The 20,890-nt window shown below is 51.1% G+C and carries 19 protein-coding genes; 3 read left to right on the forward strand and 16 right to left on the reverse strand.

The features are described from left to right. Positions 1 to 73: 73 nt before the first annotated feature. Complete coding sequence (locus tag H581_RS0123030) at positions 74 to 1,075, reverse strand: serine hydrolase domain-containing protein (RefSeq protein ID WP_028612064.1); 1,002 nt, start codon at positions 1,073 to 1,075, stop codon at positions 74 to 76. Between the two features lie 295 nt (positions 1,076 to 1,370). On the opposite strand from H581_RS0123030, the gene H581_RS35130 reads away from it, so the two are divergent. Together H581_RS35130 and H581_RS0123040 are read left to right on the forward strand one after the other, a co-directional pair. Then, positions 1,371 to 2,327 carry an NAD(P)-dependent oxidoreductase gene (locus tag H581_RS35130; RefSeq protein ID WP_084134736.1) on the forward strand — a complete coding sequence of 319 codons (957 nt, stop codon included), beginning with the start codon at positions 1,371 to 1,373 and terminating at the stop codon, positions 2,325 to 2,327. Next, the gene (locus H581_RS0123040) at positions 2,324 to 3,340 is read left to right on the forward strand and encodes a saccharopine dehydrogenase NADP-binding domain-containing protein (protein WP_028612065.1); all 1,017 of its coding nucleotides are present in this window, start codon (positions 2,324 to 2,326) and stop codon (positions 3,338 to 3,340) included. Before H581_RS35130 ends, H581_RS0123040 begins: the two co-directional genes overlap by 4 nt. 101 nt (positions 3,341 to 3,441) lie before the next feature. Here the strand turns inward: H581_RS0123040 and H581_RS0123045 are convergent, their stop codons facing one another. From H581_RS0123045 to H581_RS0123110, 13 genes are all read right to left on the reverse strand, one after another. Further along, entirely contained in the window at positions 3,442 to 4,263 is an 822-nt protein-coding gene (locus H581_RS0123045) for a GNAT family N-acetyltransferase (protein WP_028612066.1), read from the reverse strand. Between the two features lie 84 nt (positions 4,264 to 4,347). Beyond that, the gene (locus H581_RS0123050) at positions 4,348 to 4,836 is read right to left on the reverse strand and encodes a DinB family protein (RefSeq protein ID WP_028612067.1); all 489 of its coding nucleotides are present in this window, start codon (positions 4,834 to 4,836) and stop codon (positions 4,348 to 4,350) included. A gap of 142 nt (positions 4,837 to 4,978) precedes the next feature. Beyond that, entirely contained in the window at positions 4,979 to 6,352 is a 1,374-nt protein-coding gene (locus H581_RS0123055; protein WP_028612068.1) for an ATP-binding protein, read from the reverse strand. 222 nt (positions 6,353 to 6,574) lie between these two features. Further along, on the reverse strand, positions 6,575 to 7,843 hold the full coding sequence (locus H581_RS0123060) for an anti-sigma-I factor RsgI family protein (protein WP_028612069.1): 1,269 nt from the start codon (positions 7,841 to 7,843) through the stop codon (positions 6,575 to 6,577). Continuing rightward, positions 7,840 to 8,664 (reverse strand): RNA polymerase sigma factor SigI, encoded by an 825-nt coding sequence (gene sigI / locus H581_RS0123065; protein ID WP_425414632.1) that lies wholly within the window; start codon positions 8,662 to 8,664, stop codon positions 7,840 to 7,842. The genes H581_RS0123060 and sigI overlap by 4 nt, the downstream gene beginning before the upstream one ends. A 120-nt stretch (positions 8,665 to 8,784) precedes the next feature. After that, entirely contained in the window at positions 8,785 to 9,201 is a 417-nt protein-coding gene (locus H581_RS0123070) for a hypothetical protein (protein WP_028612071.1), read from the reverse strand. A gap of 346 nt (positions 9,202 to 9,547) precedes the next feature. After that, positions 9,548 to 10,012 carry a RidA family protein gene (locus tag H581_RS0123080; RefSeq protein ID WP_028612072.1) on the reverse strand — a complete coding sequence of 155 codons (465 nt, stop codon included), beginning with the start codon at positions 10,010 to 10,012 and terminating at the stop codon, positions 9,548 to 9,550. A gap of 56 nt (positions 10,013 to 10,068) precedes the next feature. Then, positions 10,069 to 11,673 carry an N-acyl-D-amino-acid deacylase family protein gene (locus tag H581_RS0123085; RefSeq protein WP_028612073.1) on the reverse strand — a complete coding sequence of 535 codons (1,605 nt, stop codon included), beginning with the start codon at positions 11,671 to 11,673 and terminating at the stop codon, positions 10,069 to 10,071. A 22-nt stretch (positions 11,674 to 11,695) separates the two neighbouring features. Then, a complete protein-coding gene (locus tag H581_RS0123090; protein WP_036719618.1) occupies positions 11,696 to 12,829 on the reverse strand; it encodes an alanine racemase in 1,134 nt (377 codons plus the stop codon). Next, on the reverse strand, positions 12,826 to 13,485 hold the full coding sequence (locus tag H581_RS0123095; RefSeq protein ID WP_036719911.1) for a helix-turn-helix transcriptional regulator: 660 nt from the start codon (positions 13,483 to 13,485) through the stop codon (positions 12,826 to 12,828). Before H581_RS0123095 ends, H581_RS0123090 begins: the two co-directional genes overlap by 4 nt. Positions 13,486 to 13,733: 248 nt before the next feature. Then, complete coding sequence (locus tag H581_RS0123100; protein ID WP_028612076.1) at positions 13,734 to 14,282, reverse strand: peroxiredoxin; 549 nt, start codon at positions 14,280 to 14,282, stop codon at positions 13,734 to 13,736. A 145-nt stretch (positions 14,283 to 14,427) separates the two neighbouring features. After that, positions 14,428 to 15,507, reverse strand: a complete 1,080-nt coding sequence (gene leuB, locus H581_RS0123105) for a 3-isopropylmalate dehydrogenase (protein ID WP_028612077.1) — start codon at positions 15,505 to 15,507, stop codon at positions 14,428 to 14,430. Positions 15,508 to 15,650: 143 nt separating this feature from the next. Continuing rightward, complete coding sequence (locus H581_RS0123110) at positions 15,651 to 16,742, reverse strand: HD-GYP domain-containing protein (RefSeq protein ID WP_028612078.1); 1,092 nt, start codon at positions 16,740 to 16,742, stop codon at positions 15,651 to 15,653. Positions 16,743 to 16,964: 222 nt separating this feature from the next. Between H581_RS0123110 and H581_RS0123115 the strand changes: the two genes are divergently transcribed. Further along, the gene (locus H581_RS0123115; RefSeq protein WP_028612079.1) at positions 16,965 to 19,031 is read left to right on the forward strand and encodes a helix-turn-helix transcriptional regulator; all 2,067 of its coding nucleotides are present in this window, start codon (positions 16,965 to 16,967) and stop codon (positions 19,029 to 19,031) included. A 23-nt stretch (positions 19,032 to 19,054) separates the two neighbouring features. Here the strand turns inward: H581_RS0123115 and H581_RS0123120 are convergent, their stop codons facing one another. Both H581_RS0123120 and H581_RS35135 read right to left on the reverse strand, forming a co-directional pair. Continuing rightward, entirely contained in the window at positions 19,055 to 19,264 is a 210-nt protein-coding gene (locus H581_RS0123120; RefSeq protein WP_028612080.1) for a DUF5957 family protein, read from the reverse strand. Positions 19,265 to 19,330: 66 nt separating this feature from the next. Beyond that, positions 19,331 to 20,782, reverse strand: coding sequence for a multicopper oxidase family protein (locus H581_RS35135; protein ID WP_051251255.1), 1,452 nt, complete (start codon positions 20,780 to 20,782; stop codon positions 19,331 to 19,333). Positions 20,783 to 20,890 lie beyond the last annotated feature (108 nt).

The following is a 20,890-nucleotide window of genomic DNA, read 5'->3' on the forward strand; positions in this document are numbered from 1 at the left end:
AAATGGGACAAGGAAAGGGATACGACAAAGCATTTCGGAGCTGGGAGTCCTGCCTATCCCTTCTGGCAGGCAATCATTTTTTTGACAAGATGCAATGAAGAACCCTATTTCCAAAGGTTTGTATGTCTTTCAAATAATTATAACCTGCGGGATTCCGTTCGGTTTGATTTAGCATTCTTACGGCTACGGCATTATATTCGGGAATGACTAACAGGGCATTTCCATAAATTCCAAGAGATTGATAAGAACCCATTGGAAGTTGGCCGCCAAGTTCAGACATAGGGTGGCGGGCCTTATCTTGTACCCACCAGAAAAATGCATTACGGGGCAAGCTAACATCAAGTGAGGGAGGAGTAATCATAGTTACTGCTTGTTCGAATATGGACTTGGGTAATATTTGTCTCCCTCCATAAATGCCTTTTGTAAGATGTAAATATCCCCAATAACCCAATTCCCTCGTGCTTACAAAAAGATTCGCTTCTCCTCCCAGCTCTCCCGCATAGGTTTCGTTAACCCACACGAGTTCCTTCCTTTTTTCTTTTCTCCAGCCTGTTTCTGAAAATCCGTATGGCAATAATACCTTCTCTTCCATTACCTTAGCTAGGGGCTGATCGAAAACCTTCTGTACAATCTGTATTAGAAAGTTGACACCAACGTTGTTATATTCCCAATCGCTGCCCGCCGGGAACAATCTTTTCATTGGACTATACAAACCGTGTGTATGCGTCAATAAATGGCGGATGGTTGTACCGGCAGTTACGTTTTCGTCCAGGTTATCAAGATAATATGAAACATAGTCATCGAGGGTTTTTATTCTTCCTTCATAAAGAGCCAGACTAATAGCAAATCCGATATACGTTTTTCGAACCGATGCAACATTAAACTGTGATTTTTGATCAACAATACGACCGGTTTCCGTTACTTCATGACGACCGGAATACCATTCATGAACAATCGAATCATTTTGAATAATCAATACAGATGCAGCCGACGCAGCAATTAGATTCTTTATCTCCAACACATATTGATTAAGAGTTTCAAAGGCTGCCTCTTCTACGTTCGCTTGTAAATGCAATATTATTGCCCCCTCGATATGGAAATATGACTAAAAGGATATCCAGCACAAAAAAACGGTTCAATAATATGTGCCTTTGTTTATCGAAGGCATAGACAGCAGTTTTAGCACGGTTTTCGCAGAATCAAAATAATGGAATTTTCTACTCGGCAAGAAATGTACTTCAGATTTTCTCATGGGTACTATTTGGTTCCTACGGTACTATTAAGTGTTAATATCACAAAAAAGTGCGTTCTTCCCTATAACCATTATATGCTGCATAATACCCTCATACCAGTACCAGGGAGTGATAAGAATGAACGTAACGAAAGAAGGAAACAAAGCAATCAATGAAGCGGAAAATGGTTCAGTATTGACGACAATCGAAGGCCTTTCGGCAGTGACAGTCATCGGCTTGGGAATGTTGGGCAATGCGCTGGCCAATGCTTTCTTAAAAGAGGGGCACCGGACGACTGTCTGGAATCGTTCGCTTAGCAAAGGCCAAGACCTCATCGCCAATGGCGCGTTACGTGCCGCCGATGTCGCAGAAGCGCTGTCAGCGAGCCCGGTTGTGGTGATATGCGTATCTGAATACGATAGTGTACGAGAGACTCTCACTCCCTACAGTGATTTTCTTTCTGGCCGAACCCTCGTGAACCTGAGTTCTGGTACGCCGGAACAAGCACGTGAGATGTCCAAGTGGGTATCATCTCTCGGCGCTGAATATCTCGACGGCGCGGCCATGAGCGGCACCCGACTTGTCGGAAGGCCTGAAGCCTTATTCCTCTACAGCGGCTCGCCATCTGCCTTTACGGCTCATCAATCCTTGCTGAAGAGTCTTGGCGAGGCAACACACCTTGGAGAGGATCCCGGATTGGCTTCGCTCTACGATACGGCCCTGTACGGCATGAATTGGGGAGTGCTTAGCGGCTTTTTCCACGCCGTCTCCCTGGTTGGCAAAGAAGTCGATGCAAGCACTTTCGCAGCTGTGGCGACCGCATACTTGCCATTCGTAACTTCGCTCATGACCGATTATTCGCATCAGATCGAAGATGGACATTACCCAAATGGAGAGGGCACGCTTGACATTCACGCGGGGGCGATTGATCATCTTATTCATACCAGCCAGGCCAATGGAATCCGTATAGATGTGCCGTCTCTATTTAAGACTCTGATTGATCGGGGAATAGCGGCAGGGCACGGTTCCAACGGGATTGCGAGTGTTTATGAGGTCATCAAAACCCAAACCGTTTATGAGGAGGAGCAGGTATGAGTTTGCGTATCCTAATCGCTGGCGGGTATGGGCTTATCGGGAGTAACATCGCGCGGCATCTAAGAAAGATCAACAAGGAAGTCGAGATCATACTTGCCGGAAGAAGTCCTGAGAAGGGTGAGGCGCTTGCACGGGAATTGGGCGGAACCCGGACGGTCTATCTTGATATTAATAATATCGATCAAACATTAAGCGATGTTGGCAAGATCGACCTCATCGTGGCAGCCCTGCAAGATCCTGCCGATACCCTCATCCATGCTGCTATCGAACGAAATATAGCACATATCGGTATAACAAAACTGGCTGGAGACATTGGACCCATCACATTTGCTGCCATGCAATCGCCACCGAAGCGACCAATCGTTCTACTGGGCCATTCGGATGGCGGAGTTAATACGATCGTTGCACAAAAGGCTGCTGAGGAATTTCAATCTATACACTCCATTGAAGTGGCTGCACTCTATGATCCTCTCGATCCGATCGGTCCTATGAACGCCAGTGATTTCGATAATAACGCAGGATTGTCGGATCGGGTACTCCTCCGGAATGCCGGAATATGGGCTTGGGTGGATGCTAGTGCCAATATACGCAAAGTCCGGATCGCGAATGATTTTTTGGAAGGTTATCCCGTTCCATTGCTTGACGTGCCTAGTTTGGCAGGAATCACTCGTGCATCCAGAGTCCGCTGGGATTACGTTAATGGCGAATCCATGGGCACCAGAGCCGGAATCAAAGCATCGCACGATGTTTATATTGATATTGAAGGCGTTATGAATACCGGGAGCACCGCCACTCGGAGGATCGTTGTGTCCGATCCAAATGGTCAGGCACATCTTACGGGTCTTGGGGTATTGGTTGCAATTGAGCGGATTCTAGGATTAGACGGCCAATCTGCTGTCGATGGCGGCGTGTTTTTGCCTGAAACGCTTGTATCGCCTGATGCGGCAATCAGAAGGTTTAAGGGTTTCGGTGTTTCTATTCAACAATTTGATAGTACAAAACAAAATTTTTGAATTTAATGCTCAGCGAGGCTCCAGTTCTATGCTGGCAGCCTCGCTCTGATGTATGAAGCTATAATGTCCGGAAGCGGAATAAACAAAATATAGATTCGTTTTCATCCATGTTGAAAACTATAGTAGTCCTGCGAATGTACCGCTTTGAATCCAACCGATTCATACAACCCTAACGCGTGGTCGTTTTTCGTTTCGACTTCCAAGTGTACCGAGTATCCGGCCGAGACTTGCTCTTTAATGATTTGGCGCAACACTTTACGGCCTATTCCTTTGCCTTGGTGTTCCGGCAAAATGGAAAATCCATAAATCCACGCTTGCCCCTTATCCCGGCTCACCCTGATTTTCCCTACCGTTCCTTCGCTTGCGTCAATCATCAGCATATCGGTGTTATCCGCAAAGACTATGCCCTCCATCGCTCTGGCGTCTTCTTCGCTCAATCCGAACGCCGTAACGGATAAACGTACGCGCAATTCATAATCTTCCAATGTCGCCCGCCTCAAATGAATACCGTTCGTTTCTTCAAGAACCTTTTCTTGCCACACCATTTGATGCTCCGAGAAGGCATACGCAGCGCCATGTTTACTCAAAAAAGCTTTTGCCGCATCCGATCCCGCAGGCGCGTTCAACAGGATGTTCTTGAAGCCGTTTTGTTTGGCTTTTTCCATTCCTTGTTGGAACAATCGATGGAAATGCCCCTTCCGCCGTTCGCTTGGTTTCACCATGCCGCATATTTCGACTGTAGAACCAAAAGCATACAAACCTAAAAACGCTGCAAGTTCGCCATTTTCATAATGAAAAAAATCCTGCTGACCGAGCTCGCGATTTCGGAGCATTTCCCAGTTAAGCTTCAGTTGTATGCGATCATGAGTCTCACACTCTTTTTGCAATTGTTCAATCTCTTCTAATTGTTGTGTCGTTAACATTTTTCCTCCATTGGTTGTTCATGCCGATGACTCAGCAGCTCGAATTCCGTTGTTTCACATTCGTGAGACATACGCGCGTTCTTGCTAACTCTCGTCGGCGCTTGGGCCGTAGATGGACGGAACCGGGACCTCAAGCAGTCGAAGATACACCGTTAGCTGCCCCCGATGATGATACCAATGATTGAGCATTAACGTGCGAACCATCCCGATTCGGGGCGCCTCAAGGATCGTGATGCCATCGCGAGTGAGCTTCCATGTGTCCGTCAGGCCGGTTTCTCCCCATTCGAGAAGCTTATTCTCAGCCACAAGCATGTATCTATCAAATGCCGTAAGGATCTCGTTCAGCGATGCCGCCTCAAGTAGAGGAACGACCGGGACTTCACGTGAAGGTTCATCCAAAAACTCAGCCAAGCCTCCAGGTACGCCCGCGGTATGCAAAGCAAGCTGACCTACTGACATCGACTTTGTATGCGGCTTCCATGAAAGCTTGTCTGCGGGTATCCTTTCGAGCACTCTCCGGGTCAATTCCGCTTCCTGTTTGAGTTCTGCGATCAACGTTTCTGTCATTTTCATAAAGATCTCCTCCTCGACATTCTCGACTAAACTTACCATACCATAAAAAAAACAAGAAATTTCTTTTAAATTGCTACATATTTGAAATGAAACAAAAAAGAGACTGCCAAAGCCATGTTGGCTTATGCAGTCTGCTGTTCTTTTATTCCGCTAACGGCAAATAAATAATGAACTCCGTTCCGACGCCTGCTTGGCTGTCGACGCGAATCGTCCCGTTATGATTGCGTACGATGCGGTAGCTTACGGATAATCCGAGCCCCGTACCTTCCTGCTTCGTTGTAAAAAAAGGATCGAACAGCCGGTTCATCGTTGATTTATCCATGCCTTTGCCGTTATCCTTTATAATTATTTGGGCGAATTGACCCTCGCTGCGCGTAATAATTTCAATGAGGCCTCTCCGGTCGTTGTGTACCTCCTCGATGGCATCGAGCGAATTTTTGACAATATTCAAAATCACCTGCTTGACCTGCTTCACATCGATCGACACGACGTTTTCCGAGCTGTAGAACTCGGCCTTAATCTCACAGTTACGCATAAGCGCTTCGCTTTCGGTCAGCAAGACGACTTCCTTGATGAGGTGATCGATCGGGATCAGCTGCTTCATCGGGGCGGAAGGTTTGGACGAATTTAGAAACTCATAAATAATGTCGTTCGCCCGGTCGATTTCCGTTAATATGATGCGGGCGTATTCCTCCTTGCCGACCTCAAGCAAGTACGGGCGCAGCAATTGAATAAAACCGCGAATGCTCGTTAAGGGATTGCGGATCTCGTGAGCAATTGCAGCGGCTATTTTGCCAAGCATGGCCAGCTTGTCATTTTGCAAGGCGGTCTGCTCGATCTGTTTATATTCGGATACATCCTTGACGCTGAATAAAAAATCTCCGTCTAGTTGATCGCCGTAGGTTACCGTAACGAGAAGGTGCTTGCCGTCCTTGTGCTGGAACTCATAATACCTGCTGTGTCTTAGAAACATTTCCTTATAAAGCCTGAGAACCGTACGTTTCGTGCTCCTGGTAAGCTGCGGGTGCCTTAACATTTCTCTTATATTGCAACCGATTAATGTTTTGCGTGGTATGTCAAGCAGCTTGGCCATCTGAACGTTAATAAACGACAATATACCGTCACTGTCAAATAAAGCAATACCGCTGTCCATGTGCTGCAATACGTTTTCGTATTTATTCTTGACCATCTCAAAGGAACGATTGGATCGAAACAGCATTTCGCGCATCTCTGTGAACTTCTGCTCGGATGATGGCTCAGGCTGAAGTCGGAACCTGCAGGCAACCATAATTTCCATCAAAAAAACAAATGATCGATTATATAATCGCAAAGCTTCATCCGAATCGACATTCGCCACCAAAGACTGTATACACTCTTCATGTACCGCAATAATTTCTTCGGGGTTTATCCCGTAAAGCTCTTTGCCAAGTTCATTGGCATGATACAACGATGCTTCCTTTCCATTTCGGATATAATCGGCAAGCGCCGGGAAATAGCGCTTTCGAATGGCTTGCATCATCTACTCCTCCCCGGCAACATCTATGAACAACGGTAACAGTTAATACTAATGATAGGGGGAGTTTACAATCGCTGTCAATCGGAAATACTGTCGAATTTTGTGCGCCAAATAGGCATAAAGACATCCTGTTAACCGGATAGGACCGCAGCCCCCCCGTTCTAAGATGTATATGCTTCTTTATTTCACCTGCAAAGCCAAGAGTCTATTTACCCTAATTATTTAGTCGTTTCGATCATCTTGGGTTTTGCGGTCACGATCCGAGCCTCTTTGATTGTCGTCATCCTTCTTGTTATCCATATCCCTGTCGTTGCTATCGTTCTTCCGGTCGTCACTGCGACCATCGTCACTATTGTTATCTTCGCTATTGCGCTTATCCGAGTCATCGTCCTTCCGGTCGCGCCGGTCACCGCGATTTTCTTTGTCCTTCCCGTTATCCTTCGGCTGATTTGCCGATGAGGTCGATTGGCCCTGATTCGACTTTTTGTCCGGCTTATCCGGTTTATTAGGTTTATTAGGCTTATCCGTCTCACCGGCTTTATCGGCTCCGCTGCTGCTTGGCTTTCCCGGTTTCTCGGCTTTATCCGGTTTATTCGGCTTCGGACTAGCAGAGGGTTCGGCTGAATCGGACTTGTTATCGTCTTCCTTCTGCTTGACTTTTTCCTCTTGCTCGCGGGCAACGAGCTCTTTCAGCTTTTCCTTGCTCGTATCCGCCGCATTCGCGATAATCGTCTCTACTCCGCCAAGCTGCTCGGTTACCTGATCGATCGACTGGAGCTTCAATTGCTCTAGCTCCAGCTCGTAGCCTTCCTCCTTGGCCATGAGGTACACCGCCATCTTTCCAGACGATATGCCGTTAGCGGAAGCGGCATCGCGAACCTCATTCGGCACGGACAACGTCGTAACATTGGCTTCAGCCTCCTCTTCCGCTAATGCCGTGAGAAGCTCGCGAAGCGTTTGGTCGACCTTTTTCGTCAGAATGCTCTCAAAATCGAGTTTAAGCTTTGCTTTATCCCCAATGATAACGCTCGTCACGACAATATCCTTATCCGGCGTATCCAAGTAATGTGAGCCTTTAGCCCTCTCCAGAATCGAAGCCGCAACGGTTTGCACGTCGATTCCCCTATAGGCCAGCCCTTCAATAATCAACTTTCCGTCTTCATTTAATGCGCGAAGCTCGCGCACCTTTTCTTCGCCGTCCACTCCGATTTCAACGCTCGGGTTAATATCCATACTCAAATAGGCGACAACGGGATGGGTATCTCTCTGAATAAACAGCAGCAGCGGTACGAATAAAATGAATAACACGGCTGCGGCTCCAGCGCACCAATAAGCCGGCTTGAATTTGCGTTGATGCTTATATTCCTCATCAAAAACAATTTCTTCGCCTACTTTCGGCATCCCCGATATTGGAGCTCGCAAAAATTGGCCGTCTGCTGTCATAACAACAGCATGCTGCTTTTGAATACTCATAACGACTCCGCGTTTCATTTGCTCGCCTCCCGTTTCGTTTCCATCTGATCTGCGGATATGCTTAAATAATCGTGCATGAAAGGATAGCTTCCCGATAATACAAGAGCTATCGATATAATATATTTCCGGTTCCGCTCGACCGTCTTACGGGAAATTCCGCATAATTCGGTCAGCTCCTTCACAGGCAGCTTCGTCGTTTGCTTTAAAGACTCGAACAGACTCGCGCGGCTGACAAGCGTCTGAGCAATTCCGATCAACAGCCTTCTGGAATCCGAATGCTTCGGTGAAAGCTCGACCAGCTCCGCGAACGTGATGCCGAACCGGTCCAGCTCCAGATTCAAATCTCCGATTTCCTGCCGTCTCTCATCTTCCGTCCGCTTCATCTCATAAGCTGACAGCGCCTGCTTCGTCTCTACGGAGTTGTAATGCGGCTGCTCCTCATCTTCGGAATCGAACATGCTGTAAGGTACGACCTGCGCATGCCTTTGCTCTTTTCGGACATGGTCAATAAGCCGACGGCGAATAACGGTTTCGGCAAATCCGAGAAATGATTTTCCGGCATGACTGGCGAATTGATTTATCGCTTCATTAAATGCCAGGAGCGCCACGCTATATTCATCATCTCTTGTCGGATCTATGTACCGCTTGCAAAATCGACTTGTTACTTTCAATATATAAGGCTTGTAATCTGCTATGAACTGCTCGCGAAGCAGTTCGTCGCCTTGACGAATTCGAGCAACCCATTGTTCGGGAGCAAGCTGCTGCCCGCCCTCCTCGGCTCCTGCGCTGTCTGATCCCCGCAGGAAGCGTTTGAACAATACAAGTAACAACCGCTCCACCTCACTACTAGTAGGATTCGTTTCTGCTCATTCGGGTAAGGGGGTACTTTGAAAAAAAGATTAAAATTATGAAAAAAGAAAAGCCTCCGAAAAGGAGGCTCACATTTCGTTTCGCATACATTAAACGGAAGTCCGGCGTTGTCGAAGCTTATTCCTTCTGCTGTTCAGCATGCCGAGCCGTTTCTTCAAAACAAACTGCCACTCCGTATCCTCAATCTGCTTCGCAAAGCTGAGCAAGTCAAGAGCCATATCGATTTGATTGTGAACGACGTCCATCGGGTCTTCGCTTTCATGATTCACGCAGTTTTCAAGCAGCGAGCTTTCGTCATGCTCCACATACTCCTGAAAATCAACCTCGGAGGCACCGTCGCCATGCGCAAATTCGGCTAATATTTCGTATTCGTTCTCGACTAAGTAATGAATGTCTACACGCTGACAAACCGGACAAAACAAGATAGGCACATTATGGATGTGCGTGCGAAAATGCTTTAAAGTGCCTTTCGTACCGATCATACTAGCTCCACAGCAAAAACTCATTTGCAACCCCTCCCAAAAGGTTTGCGGATGCAAACCTGGCTTCGTAAGCGTGAGCTTAGGTTTGCGGATGCAAACCTGGCTTCGTAAGCGTGAGCTTAGGTTTGCGGATGCAAACCTGGCTTCGAAAGCATGAGCTTAAGTTTGCGTATGCAGGTTCTGCACCGCAAATGCACCAAATGAACGGAAAGCTAAGTATACCTTATTCGCTTCATAAGGCTGAAATTCCTGCTTTTCCAGCCTGCCGGCCGGTAGGTAAAAAAAACCGTACCCCTGCAGGAGCGGAAGCACGGAAGATCTTAAGGCACCTACCTACCCAATATACCCCTTTGGGCGTAGGCATGGAGTGCTATTCCCCGACCTCTGCGATGAGCTCGATTTCAACCGGCGTATGGAACGGAAGGTCGCTGGTGCCGATCGCTGAACGGGCATGCCTGCCGTTTTCCCCGAATACGGCGATTAACAAATCGGATGCCCCGTTAAGCACATACGGCTGATCGCCAAACCCGGGAGCGCTGTTAATAAAGCCGAGAATTTTGACGATTTTCACTACGCGGTCCAGATCTCCTAAATGAGCCTTCATCGCCGCAAGCAGATTAATAACGACTTGCCTTGCCGCTTCCTGTCCTTGCTCGACCGTCAGATCGGAGCCGACCTTCCCTTCGTACATGAGAACGCCGTCAATGCGGCAGTCGAAGCCCGACGTATAGAGCAGATTGCCCGTCTGGTTCACCGGGATGTAGGAAAATTTCGGTTTGGTCGTCTCGGGTAATGTAATGCCAAGCTCGGCGAGACGTCTTTCAATAATGGACATATTGGAACATCTCCTTATACGAATAGATTCTTATATTTGAACGATAACGGAAAGCTTTAATGCGTACGGCAATGCTGCGCGTGAATGAGCCGCCCTTCACGCTTATGCGTATGCGTGCCGTGCTCCAGCGTAAGCTGTCCGGCGACGATCACCTGCGAGATGCCCGACGGATATTGACGCGGCTCTTCAAAGGTAGCCGTATCTTGAATCACGGCCGGGTCGAACACGGTAATGTCGGCGATGTAGCCCGGCACAAGCAAACCGCGTTTGCCGAGCTTAAAGCGCTGGACAGGAAATGAAGTCAGCTTGCGGACCGCTTGCTCCAGGGACAGCACCTTATCCTCCCGCACATATTTGGCAAAGACGCGCGGGAAGGTGCCGTATGTCCTCGGGTGCGGTTTCCCGGTCTCGCAATTCAGGCTGTCGGACGCAATGAGCGATTTCTCATAGCCGATGACCTGCTTGACGTCGTCATCCGACATATGGAAGTAGACGATTGCGATCTGGCCGTTCTCCTCCAGCAGCAGATCCATCATGCAATCGACCGGATGCTGGCCTCGAAGCGCGGCAGCCTCTGCAATTGATCGGCCTTCCAGGCTTTTGTTCGCTTCGGTCTGCATCGAAGAGATGATGATGCTGGTCCAGCCGGTAGAGCAGACGAGATTGTCCCACGTATCCTGCTCGCGGCTGAGCTCCTCCCGGATGCGCGCGCGGAGCGCCTTATCCCGGAACGCCTCAAGCGTCGCATCAATGCCGCCTTCCAGCGCCCAAGGAGGAAGGACGGTCGTCAATGTTGTGGACCCGGCAGCGTAAGGGTACACGTCGACGGTTACATCCATGCCGCGCGCCCTTGCCGCTTCCACCAGCTCGAGCGCATCAAGCGCCTTGCCCCAGTTGGCGCGTCCCGCCGCCTTCAAATGGCTGATATGAAGCGGGATGCCGGCCCGTTCGGCGATCCAAATGACCTCGGCGACGGATGGCAGCAGGTTGTTGCCTTCTCCGCGAATATGGGTGGAGAGCAGGCCGTTATACTTCGGCAGCACGCTGCACAGCTCGGCAAGCTCCTCGCGGGAGGCGTAGCTTCCCGGCGCATACAACAGGCCGATGGACATACCGATCGCCCCGGCGCGCAGCCCTTCTTCCAACAGCGTCTTCATCCGCTCGATCTCGGCTCTCGACGCAGGGCGGTTCTCGAAGCCCATTGCCGCGATACGAAGCGCTCCGTGCGCGACGTAGGCGGCTATATGCTCGGATGGCTTCGAACGGCCCACAAAGTCCATATATTGACCGACGGTTTCCCACGGCCACTCCCAGCTTGTGCTGCCAAGCACCGGCTGCACGTATGTCTGCAGCAGCCCTGCCTTCTCCCGGACGAACGGAGCGGGAGCCAGCCCGCAGTTGCCGACAACCTCGGTCGTTACGCCTTGCTGCAGCTTTATTTCACTGTGGGGATGATCGATAATCATCAGGTCGGAGTGACAGTGCCCGTCGATGAAGCCGGGGGATATGACTTTTCGTTCCACTTCAATCACCCGGTCAGCCTCTTGCTCGATTCGCCCGATAGCGACGATCAGGCCATCCTTTACGCCAACGTCTCCGCTATACCAAGGATTGCCGCTGCCATCGACGATTTTGCCGTTTTTCAGAATAAGATCAAGCATGCCTCGATCCTCCTCCTTCTCGTTATTCGAGCATTCCTCTCGCCGCTACGGCCATTCTGCGCAGAACGCCCGCCGATTCCTTGATGTATATGAAGTTATGTAAATTAACCGTGCTGCAAATATGATTGGGGATGACGCGAATGACATCGCCGACCCGATAGGCCGAATTCGGCCGCACCTGAATCATGCCGTGCTCTTCATTCATTCGCACGAGCACCGCATCGGGGTCTCCGACGATAGAGCCGAAGCCCTTGAGAAACAACGGCGATTGATCTGGCTGCACGTCGGTCGCGAAGGTTTTGCTGCCGCCGTCGATAATGATTAAATCATCCGAGGGACGGCTGACGACCGTTGCGTGCACGGCTCCTGCGCAATCCTCCAGGGCGCAGACGCCGTATGCGGCTTGCATGCGGTCTTGATAAATGTAAGTGCCGGGCCGAACCTCCGTCACGCCTTCTACCTCGGCAGCGGCGGCCGCTGTCGGCGAGGAGCCGACGCTTACGTCCTCTATCGCGATGCCGGCGCTTCGCAAGGCTTTCGCCGCATCGGCCGTCAAGCGGCCTTCTTCAAGACCGGCGGATCTTACGTCGAGCGTCGATTCTCCGGCAAGTATCGCGCCGCGATACGTGAAAATGCCGCTAAGCCTGATCCCCTTCATCCCGGAGATTTGTTTGGCGAGCGGCACGGCCTTATCAACCGTCACTCCTGTGCGCTTCAATCCGGTATCCAGCTCAAGGCGCACCTCCAGCTCGGCGCCCTCACGGGCGGCTGCCTCGGATATCCGCATGGCCCCCTCCAGGCTTTCCACCCCTATAATGATCCGATTGCCCAACAGGCTTAAACGCACGGCCCGCTCCAGCTTGGATTTGGCGATCACCGGGTAAGCGACAAAGATATCGCGAATGCCGCTGCCCGCCATCACTTCAGCCTCGGAAATTTTCGCAACGGTAATGCCGACAGCGCCTGCGGCGAGCTGACGGATTGCCATCTCCGGGAGCTTATGCGTTTTGGCATGGGGACGCAGCTTCACGCCTAAGGAATTGATCTTCTCCTGCATCGCGGAGACGTTAGCCCCTACCCGCATGCCGTCAATGACGAGGCAGGGCGTTTCCAGCATGCCGACATCATCCAGGGATACGTTCAAATTGCCGTTCATTCTACAGCTCCTCCTTCACTGTCCGCGCCTTTGGACTCCTCCAAGTAGCTGTACAGCGTAAATTTAGAAATGCTTAAATAGCCGCAGACCTTTTCACCCGACTTTTTAATCAGAAAAGCGCCCTTTTGATCGAGCAGTTGAATGATTTTGATTTTGTCCTCCTTGGTCATCGCCGCCGGCGGCTTGCCGATCGTTTCTTGCGCTTCCTGTATAAGCGTATCGAGCAGGTCGCCCACGTTGCTGACGAAGGATTCCCGAACCGGCGTTAATCCGCTTGCCGTTAGCGATTGCAGCGTCTTCTCCGCTACCATCAGATCGGTGATGTCGAAGTTGATGCACACCGCTCCGATAATGGCTCCGGCGTTATTTTTGACATACATGGAGGTGGAGCGGAGAATACGGCCGTCCTGCGTCTGCGTCACGTAGTTATGGCGGTTGTCGCCCTCCGACGTCCCCCGCATAATCTCCAATCCCAGATTGGTGCCGGGATCCCCGACCTTTCGTCCAGTGACATGCCCGTTCTCGATGACCACAATCGTGCTGTCAACCGGCTTCGACCAATCGTGTACGACAACCTCGCAGCGGTCTCCGAATTGTGCCGCTATGCCTTTGGCCATCTCCGTAAAAAAAAGAAATTCCTGCGATATCGCTTCCACTTCCGCCACTCTCCCGTTTTCCTCATGCCTCGTTGCCCACATGGTACTATGACTCGCAAAAAAAATCAAACAAAAAATCTGTTAACCTAAAAAAAAGTATGGTAAGATATTTTTAAAATTTTTATGTATCGCGGCACCAGAAGCAGGTCATGAAAGGGATGAGGGCAGGGGCTGTTAAGGGTTAAAAACGCAAAGAGACGGCATCGTACCCATTCGGGCACGATACCGTCTCTATTCTTGTATGAAGCTTACTTCGCAACCAAGTGCTGTTGGCCTGGCTTCCAGTTGATTGGGCAAAGTCCGCCGGATTGCAAAGCTTGCAATACGCGAAGCGTTTCTTCAACGCTGCGGCCCACATTGTTGTGGTTAACCACCTGGTATTGGATTTCGCCTTCCGGATTGATGATGAACAGACCGCGAAGCGCGATGCCTTCTTCTTCAATCAGGACGCCGTAATCACGGGCAACGCTCTTCGTGATGTCTGCGGCAAGAGGGAATTCCAATTGGCCAAGACCGTTATCGTTCACCGGCGTGTTGATCCATGCGCGGTGGCTATGTTTGCTGTCTACGCTGACGCCAAGAATTTCCGTGTCAAGCTTCTTGAATTCTGCGGCTGCAGCGCTGAGCGCTGTAATTTCAGTCGGGCAAACAAACGTGAAATCAAGCGGGTAGAAGAACAATACCAGCCATTTGCCTTTGTAATCGGAAAGGGATGCTGTACCGAAGTCTTGTCCGTTACCTGTTGCTGTTTCCATTGTAAAATCCGGTGCCTTACGGCCTACCAAACGTTCTGCCATTTTCGAAAACCTCCTTGACCTATCCATAGATTTATTGTTTCTGCCACTTCATTTATGTGTGACTTACCTAATAAATAGTATCACTAGACTATAATGAAGTCAATATTATAATAAATACTTTTTTATAATAATTATAATCTGAATATTATTTTCTGATCGACGCCACGATCAAATCGCCCATCTCCGTCGTTCCAATCGCTTTGCTCTTATCCACGGCGATATCGCCCGTACGGTGGCCGGCGTCAAGCACTTCCTTAACGGCTGCTTCGATTGCCGCCGCCGCGTCATGATAGCCGAAGGTAAGACGGAACATAAGAGCTACCGACAAAACCGTCGCGATCGGGTTGGAGATGCCTTGTCCGGCAATATCGGGAGCCGAACCGTGTACCGGTTCGTATAAGCCGAAGCTTCCTTCTCCAAGCGATGCGGAGGAAAGCATGCCGATCGAGCCTGTCAGCATAGCCGCCTCATCGCTCAGAATATCCCCGAACATGTTCTCCGTCACGATTACATCGAAGCTCGACGGACGCCGGAGCAATTGCATCGCGCAGTTATCGACCAGTACGTGCTCAAGCTCAACCTCAGGGTATTCAGGAGCAATCCGGTTAACGACTTCGCGCCATAGGCGGGAGGTCTCAAGAACGTTTGCTTTGTCGACGGAAGCAAGACGCTTGCCGCGGGTCATCGCGATTTCGAAGGCTTGACGGACGATGCGCTCCACTTCCTTGACGTTGTATACGCAGGTATCAACCGCTTCTTCCCCGTGAGCGCCTTCGCGGCGGAACTTCTCGCCGAAATAAATGCCGCCCGTGAGCTCGCGGACAACGATCAGATCCGTTCCTTCGAGCACTTCCGGCTTCAGCGTGGAAGCTTCCTTCAGGCAGTCGAATACGGTAGCCGGACGAATGTTCGAGAACAGGCCCAGCTCCTTGCGAATACCGAGCAAGCCTGTTTCCGGACGGAGCTCCTTCGGATTGTTATCCCATTTCGGGCCGCCTACCGCGCCTAGCAGCACGGCATCCGCGCCTTTGCAAAGCTCGAGCGTCTCCTGCGGCAGCGGCGTGCCTTTCTCGTCGATTGCAATGCCTCCGAACAGGCCGTGCTCCGTCTCGAATTGGTAGCCGAACAGCTCTTCTGTCTTCTTGAGCACTTTAAGCGCTTCGCCAACAACCTCGGGACCGATTCCGTCGCCGGCGATGACTGCGATTTTTTTCACGTCTGCCATAATATAAATAACATCTCCTATTCATTCTCAATCTATTATCATTTGTACCATAAAACCAACTTGATTACAAAGATATAAAATCTATTGGCTCTATAGACACAGTCTATAGAGCCAGCGGTTTCCGCATATGAGATTGGTCATGCTCAGCCGGTGCAGGAAACGACCGTAATGTTCCGGATATCCGCCAAATCGAGCTCGTACGGAGAAGGCACGTTCGTGCCGTTCGCTTCGCGAATGATTTGCACGACTGGACGGTGCGCAATGGATGAGCTGTAAGCCGTTACGATTCCCGTCTGCCCGCTGCTGAGCTTCAATACGCTGGAGAGCGGGAAAGCCGTGATATGCTTTAGAAATATTTTCACCAAATCCGCATTGAAATAGGTATTCCCCGATCCTAACATAAATTCGATCACATTATCGGCCTTATAAGCTTCCCGGTACCGCCTCGGCGAAATTAATGCGTCGTATATATCGGACATGGCGACGATTTGCGCATATTCCGGAATGTCATTCCCTTGCCGGCCGAGCGGATACCCCGAGCCGTCAAACTTCTCATGATGCTGCAGCGCACACCGTGCGGACAACTGCGGCATGCCCTCGATAGCCATTAACAGATTGTAGCCGTCAACCGTATGTCTCTCGAGCACCGCCCGCTCGTCCCCGCTCAATCGCCCGCTGCTCTGCACGATGGACGCCGGAAGCCGGGTCATGCCGATATCGAACAACAGAGAGCCAATCGTCAGCTCCAGCATCTTGGCGCCGTCATAACGGCACTCCGTTCCGATGATACCGGACAAGACGGCAACGTTCATGGAATGCTCGTAGATGTAGGGATCCCATTCATACAGCCTGCACAAGAGATCGACGACCTGAGGCTGCGATAAAATATCGATGACGGCGTTTCGGAACAGCCGTTTAAACCGGTTCTCCTTCTCGCTGCTCATCGCCACCGTGTTGAAGCGTTTCGAATGAATGCGGTCCATTAAATCGTTATAAATAAAATCCTTCTTTTGTTTATCCCGCTGGCCGACCGGAACGGTACGCGCCGCTTCCATTTCGCTTGACTCGGCCGAGTTCTCGATATATACCTTCGCAATCCCGCGCTCGGTCAATTTTTCGATATAAAGACGGGTCAATTCGGTCCCCCGTCCTAAAATCATCATCCCGTTCGGACCCAGTATCGGCTTCGCCAATACGTCGCCCTCAACCAGCTCCCGCACTAACCTTTCAACCATCCGTCCATCTTCCTCTCTCGCCTTTGGTACTCCGCAGCATCCTGCTCGATTCATTACCTTAAGGGTATCATCGAACCGCCGCCGGTCCCATTACCCTTACGGTTCCTTTCCGGTATCCATCCGGATACTTTTGCTCCCGCAAAAGAAGTTCGTGTCGACGATCGCCATATCGTGTAAAATGAAGCTGGCATGATTTTATTTTATACGAGCAGGTGAACCGGAATGAGGCAAGACGAATCGCTTGATGTGTTGGAGAGCCGATTTCTAGTCGGACGATGTGACGAAATCGCTGTGTTTATACATAAGTTAACCGAGGCTTCGCCTCTCATCACCATTTTAAACGTATACGGGACGGCCGGAATCGGCAAAAGCTTCCTGCTCGACGAATTCGTGCGGCATGCGCGATCCTGCCAAGCGCTAGCGGTCACCGTTGACTGCGACGGCTTTGCGGCCTCTCCCGACTCCTTCTGCCGGCACCTTCTGCAGGCCATTCCTCCCGGCAGCCGGGAACGGGAGAGCGGGCACGCGCCTCCGGAAGCATGCATCCAAGCTTTGAACGAACTGGCCGCTTCGCAGCGGATTGTCCTCTTCCTGGATCAATATGAGAAGATGGAAAGCTTGGACCAGTGGCTCAGAGATTACTTTCTCAGGCAGCTCCACCCCGGTGTATTATTGGTCATAGCCGGAAGAACCCCGCTCGCGGAGCCGTGGTTCCTGTCGCCTTTATGGCGTCAATGTGTGACGAAAATGCCCCTGGCTGAGCTCGAATTAAGAGCCGTCGTCCAATATGCAGGCCGCAGCGGCGTTTCGGACGAGGTCTCGGTTAACCGGCTGTGGCGCTATTCGCAGGGACATCCGCTCACGCTTTCCCTCATCACCTTCATGCTTCAGCAGGGCGGACCGATCTACGACGGCATGTCGTTTGGCGGTCAGGAGATGCTGCCTTATATCGTAGAGCAGTGGCTGCGGGAGGTGCCGGGCGAGCATTTGCGCCCGCTGATCGAAGCGGCTTCCGTCTTGAGGCATTTCAACCAGGAAAGCCTCTCTTACGTCTTGGATAGGGACATTTCGCCCACAGAATTTTACCGGCTCGTTCGTTTCTCGTTTATCAGGAAGGCGGACCGGGGCTGGACGGTACACTCCCTTATGAGGGAAGCCGTTAACCAAGAGCTGCTTGCGCGGGCGCCGCAGCGATACGAGCAGTTGAGAGGAAGGGGGTTGCGCTTTTATTACGACCGTTTCAAGCAATCCCGCTCGTTCGATGCGAATCCGAGAGATGCGACCGAGCTGATGTATTATATCGGTGACGCTCTTGTTCGTGCGTTTATGAATTGGTTCGACGTCGTTCCGCGGTTATTCGAGCAGGTTGGCGTTAACAGCATCGATGAGCTGAAGGCGTATGTGGAGCGAAGGCGCCGGGAGGCGAAAGAGGTTCGAATCGAGCTGTTCGATTCCCATTCGAACAGCCAATTCAACTTCAGCATGACGGCCGAGCAGACCTGTTACACGTTAAAATGGCTTGATTTTGACAAGCTGTTCTCGCTTGGCTACGATGTTGTTCGCGTGATCAGGGATCCGTTAAAGGGAATCGTCGGCGTTGCCGTCGTCATTCCCATAAATAGACAAACGCTTCCTTATTTAAAAGCATCGCCGAGAGGCAGCGCTTATTTCTCCAGCCTGTCCGCCGGCGAGGAGGCGAAGCTCGCCGTTCCGGCAACGACCCGTTCGGGCTGGTTCATCGAAACGATTGATACGGAAAGCTTCAATGATGCCTCGCAGCAGACGGCGATCGGCCACCTTCTCCATGCGCTTATTTTCACGCAGGAGCTTATCGTCGAATCGCCCGCTCCGATTTCGTATTTCATTGAGACGCACAAAAGCTTAGGCTTCGAAGCCGTTCCCGGTGCGGCCCATACCCATTATGACGGCCGGACGCCAGCGGATACCTTCGTTATCGATATGCGAAATGAAAAGCTGATCAGTTACATCCACCGGATGATTCGGAATACGGGAGCAGGAATGTCAGCCGGCGATATTGCAGGCGATTGGAGCGGAAAGGCTGCCGGCGCGGAAGCGGCTGCTCCGGGCGAAGACCGGATTATGGCAAGAAACAACCTCACGCAGCGGGAGAAGGAAGTCGCCAAGCTGCTCGAGCAAGGACTGACGAATATAGAAATCGCTGCCAAGCTCTATTTAAGCGAGGCGACGATTAAGAAACATATGAAGTCGATGCTTGCCAAGCTGAATGCTTCGAATCGAACGCAGCTGTTGAAGAAGCTGCTGGAGTAAGACGGGAGGGCAATGAGCGCAGCTTAAGGCCGTTGCCCCGACCAATGCCGTCTGGTAAGAATAACGGTTGTTACCGCTCCCGCGAGCGGCATCACGGCGGATAGGATCGCGATAAAGACGATCGGCACTTGGTTAAGCAGCTGCAAACTGATTCTTACGATCATTTCATACAGTACGAAGCCGCCGATCAAGCCCCCGATTAATGAAAGAACGAAGATCCCTGCTTTTTTCATTGACACAACCCCCTTCCTGTTTATGGATGCAATTCTAGATTCGTTGCCGATATTAAGAAGTAAGGATTAATCCGGAAGATTGCCCGATTTCGTTCCGACGCGGTAGGGCGTCGTCACTCCTTCGTAATTGACCATCATCGTCATGCCGACGAAGGCATGGCCCAGGTTATGGCAGTGCTCCATCCATAAGCCCGGATTATCCGCCTTGAACGCGACCTCGTACACATCGCCTTTGAACAGCATGATGCTGTCCGCATAGATCGGACTGCCGGTCAGCGGCTTATCGTTTTTGGATAAAACCTTGAACAGATGCCCGTGAAGATGCATCGGGTGCTCTTGCCCCATTTGATGCTCGAAGCGAACCTTAATCCATTCGCCTTCCTTCACCATCAGATGCGGGATTTGGTGGCCGCTTTTCCCGTTAATGTCGATCGGCCCGAGCACCAGCTTATACGTACGGTCAAATGCCATGTCGGAGGTAATTCCGTCATCCTTCGGCGTGCCGTAGGAAGTGAAATCGAAGGTTTTGGCATCCTCGCGGTGCTTCTCCGGTTCTGCGCCTTCGCCGAGCGTAATACTCCACTTGGATTCCTCTTTGCTGTATACACGCACTTTGCCGGATGCCGGCATCGTAAATCTCAAATCGTACCGCTGGCCTCCGCCGACGCCTACCCATTCGCCCTCGAGTAGGCCAGGTCCGTTCAAATCCTGTCCGTCCATGGAAATCACCTGGAACGGTGCCCCGGCTACCCCCATCCACTGCACAAGATTAGAGGAATTGATGAGCCGAAGGCGAACCGTCTCGCCCGGCTCGGCATCAAGATGCAGTCCGCCGGTCTGGCCGTTCGTCAACACATGCTTGTCTTCCAGCTTCTGCATCGTCACCGCATAATCGCGGTCATACGTGAAGGAGGATGTCTTCGGCTCCACGATCAGCCGGCCGATCAGCCCTTTGTTCGCCTGCTGGGAGCTCTGCTGATGCGAATGGTACCAGTACGTCCCCGAATGCTTCGCGACAAACTCATACGTAAACGACTCGCCCGGCCATATCGCATTCTGCGTAACCCCGGCTACCCCATCCTGCGAGCATGGCAGCACGACGCCGTGCCAATGGATCGTAACTCCTTTTTTTACATCCTTGTTATTTAGCTTGACGACAACGCGGTCGCCTTCCTGAACGCGCAGCTCGGGACCCGGCGTTGAACCGTTAAAGGTCCACGCCTCGACTTTTTTGCCATTATTTAACGTAAGCTTCGTAACCGCAGCCGTCAGCTCGAATTGCTTCACCGGCGCATTCGACGCCGGTTCCGTCTTCTCGGCGCAGGATGCGGCGTTGTCGGCAGCGGCGCCTCCTCCTCCTTGTGCGTGGCTGGCATGCCCGCTCATATCTCCCATATTTATTTCTTCCGGCTGCTTCAGGCTGATCGAAGACCCGCAGGCCGCCGCAACCGTGACGAGCAGTATGATCACGATGAGCATCGTTATGCTGTTAAACGTTTTTTTGGACCGGTTGATCATTTTCTATATTCCTCCCCTTGCTGTTGATCTTCCGTAAGCTTATCATGCATATGTTGTGAACTTATGACGATTGTTTGCGGTTGTCATGAAATATAAGGCTATATAAGT

This window comes from Paenibacillus harenae DSM 16969 (genome assembly GCF_000422465.1).
GTDB lineage: Bacteria > Bacillota > Bacilli > Paenibacillales > Paenibacillaceae > Pristimantibacillus > Pristimantibacillus harenae.

Coding starts and splice junctions, on each gene's coding strand:
- H581_RS0123080 (WP_028612072.1), bottom strand. CDS start 10,012: ATGTCCATTATTGAAAGACGTCTCGCCGAGCTTGGCATTACATTACCC.
- H581_RS0123120 (WP_028612080.1), bottom strand. CDS start 19,264: ATGAAAAAAGCAGGGATCTTCGTTCTTTCATTAATCGGGGGCTTGATC.
- leuB (WP_028612077.1), bottom strand. CDS start 15,507: ATGGCAGACGTGAAAAAAATCGCAGTCATCGCCGGCGACGGAATCGGT.
- H581_RS0123055 (WP_028612068.1), bottom strand. CDS start 6,352: ATGCAAGCCATTCGAAAGCGCTATTTCCCGGCGCTTGCCGATTATATC.
- H581_RS0123115 (WP_028612079.1), top strand. CDS start 16,965: ATGAGGCAAGACGAATCGCTTGATGTGTTGGAGAGCCGATTTCTAGTC.
- H581_RS0123040 (WP_028612065.1), top strand. CDS start 2,324: ATGAGTTTGCGTATCCTAATCGCTGGCGGGTATGGGCTTATCGGGAGT.
- H581_RS35135 (WP_051251255.1), bottom strand. CDS start 20,782: ATGATCAACCGGTCCAAAAAAACGTTTAACAGCATAACGATGCTCATC.
- H581_RS0123060 (WP_028612069.1), bottom strand. CDS start 7,843: ATGAAACGCGGAGTCGTTATGAGTATTCAAAAGCAGCATGCTGTTGTT.
- H581_RS0123045 (WP_028612066.1), bottom strand. CDS start 4,263: ATGTTAACGACACAACAATTAGAAGAGATTGAACAATTGCAAAAAGAG.
- H581_RS35130 (WP_084134736.1), top strand. CDS start 1,371: ATGAACGTAACGAAAGAAGGAAACAAAGCAATCAATGAAGCGGAAAAT.
- H581_RS0123050 (WP_028612067.1), bottom strand. CDS start 4,836: ATGAAAATGACAGAAACGTTGATCGCAGAACTCAAACAGGAAGCGGAA.
- H581_RS0123085 (WP_028612073.1), bottom strand. CDS start 11,673: ATGCTTGATCTTATTCTGAAAAACGGCAAAATCGTCGATGGCAGCGGC.
- H581_RS0123100 (WP_028612076.1), bottom strand. CDS start 14,282: ATGGCAGAACGTTTGGTAGGCCGTAAGGCACCGGATTTTACAATGGAA.
- H581_RS0123090 (WP_036719618.1), bottom strand. CDS start 12,829: ATGAACGGCAATTTGAACGTATCCCTGGATGATGTCGGCATGCTGGAA.
- H581_RS0123070 (WP_028612071.1), bottom strand. CDS start 9,201: ATGAGTTTTTGCTGTGGAGCTAGTATGATCGGTACGAAAGGCACTTTA.
- H581_RS0123110 (WP_028612078.1), bottom strand. CDS start 16,742: ATGGTTGAAAGGTTAGTGCGGGAGCTGGTTGAGGGCGACGTATTGGCG.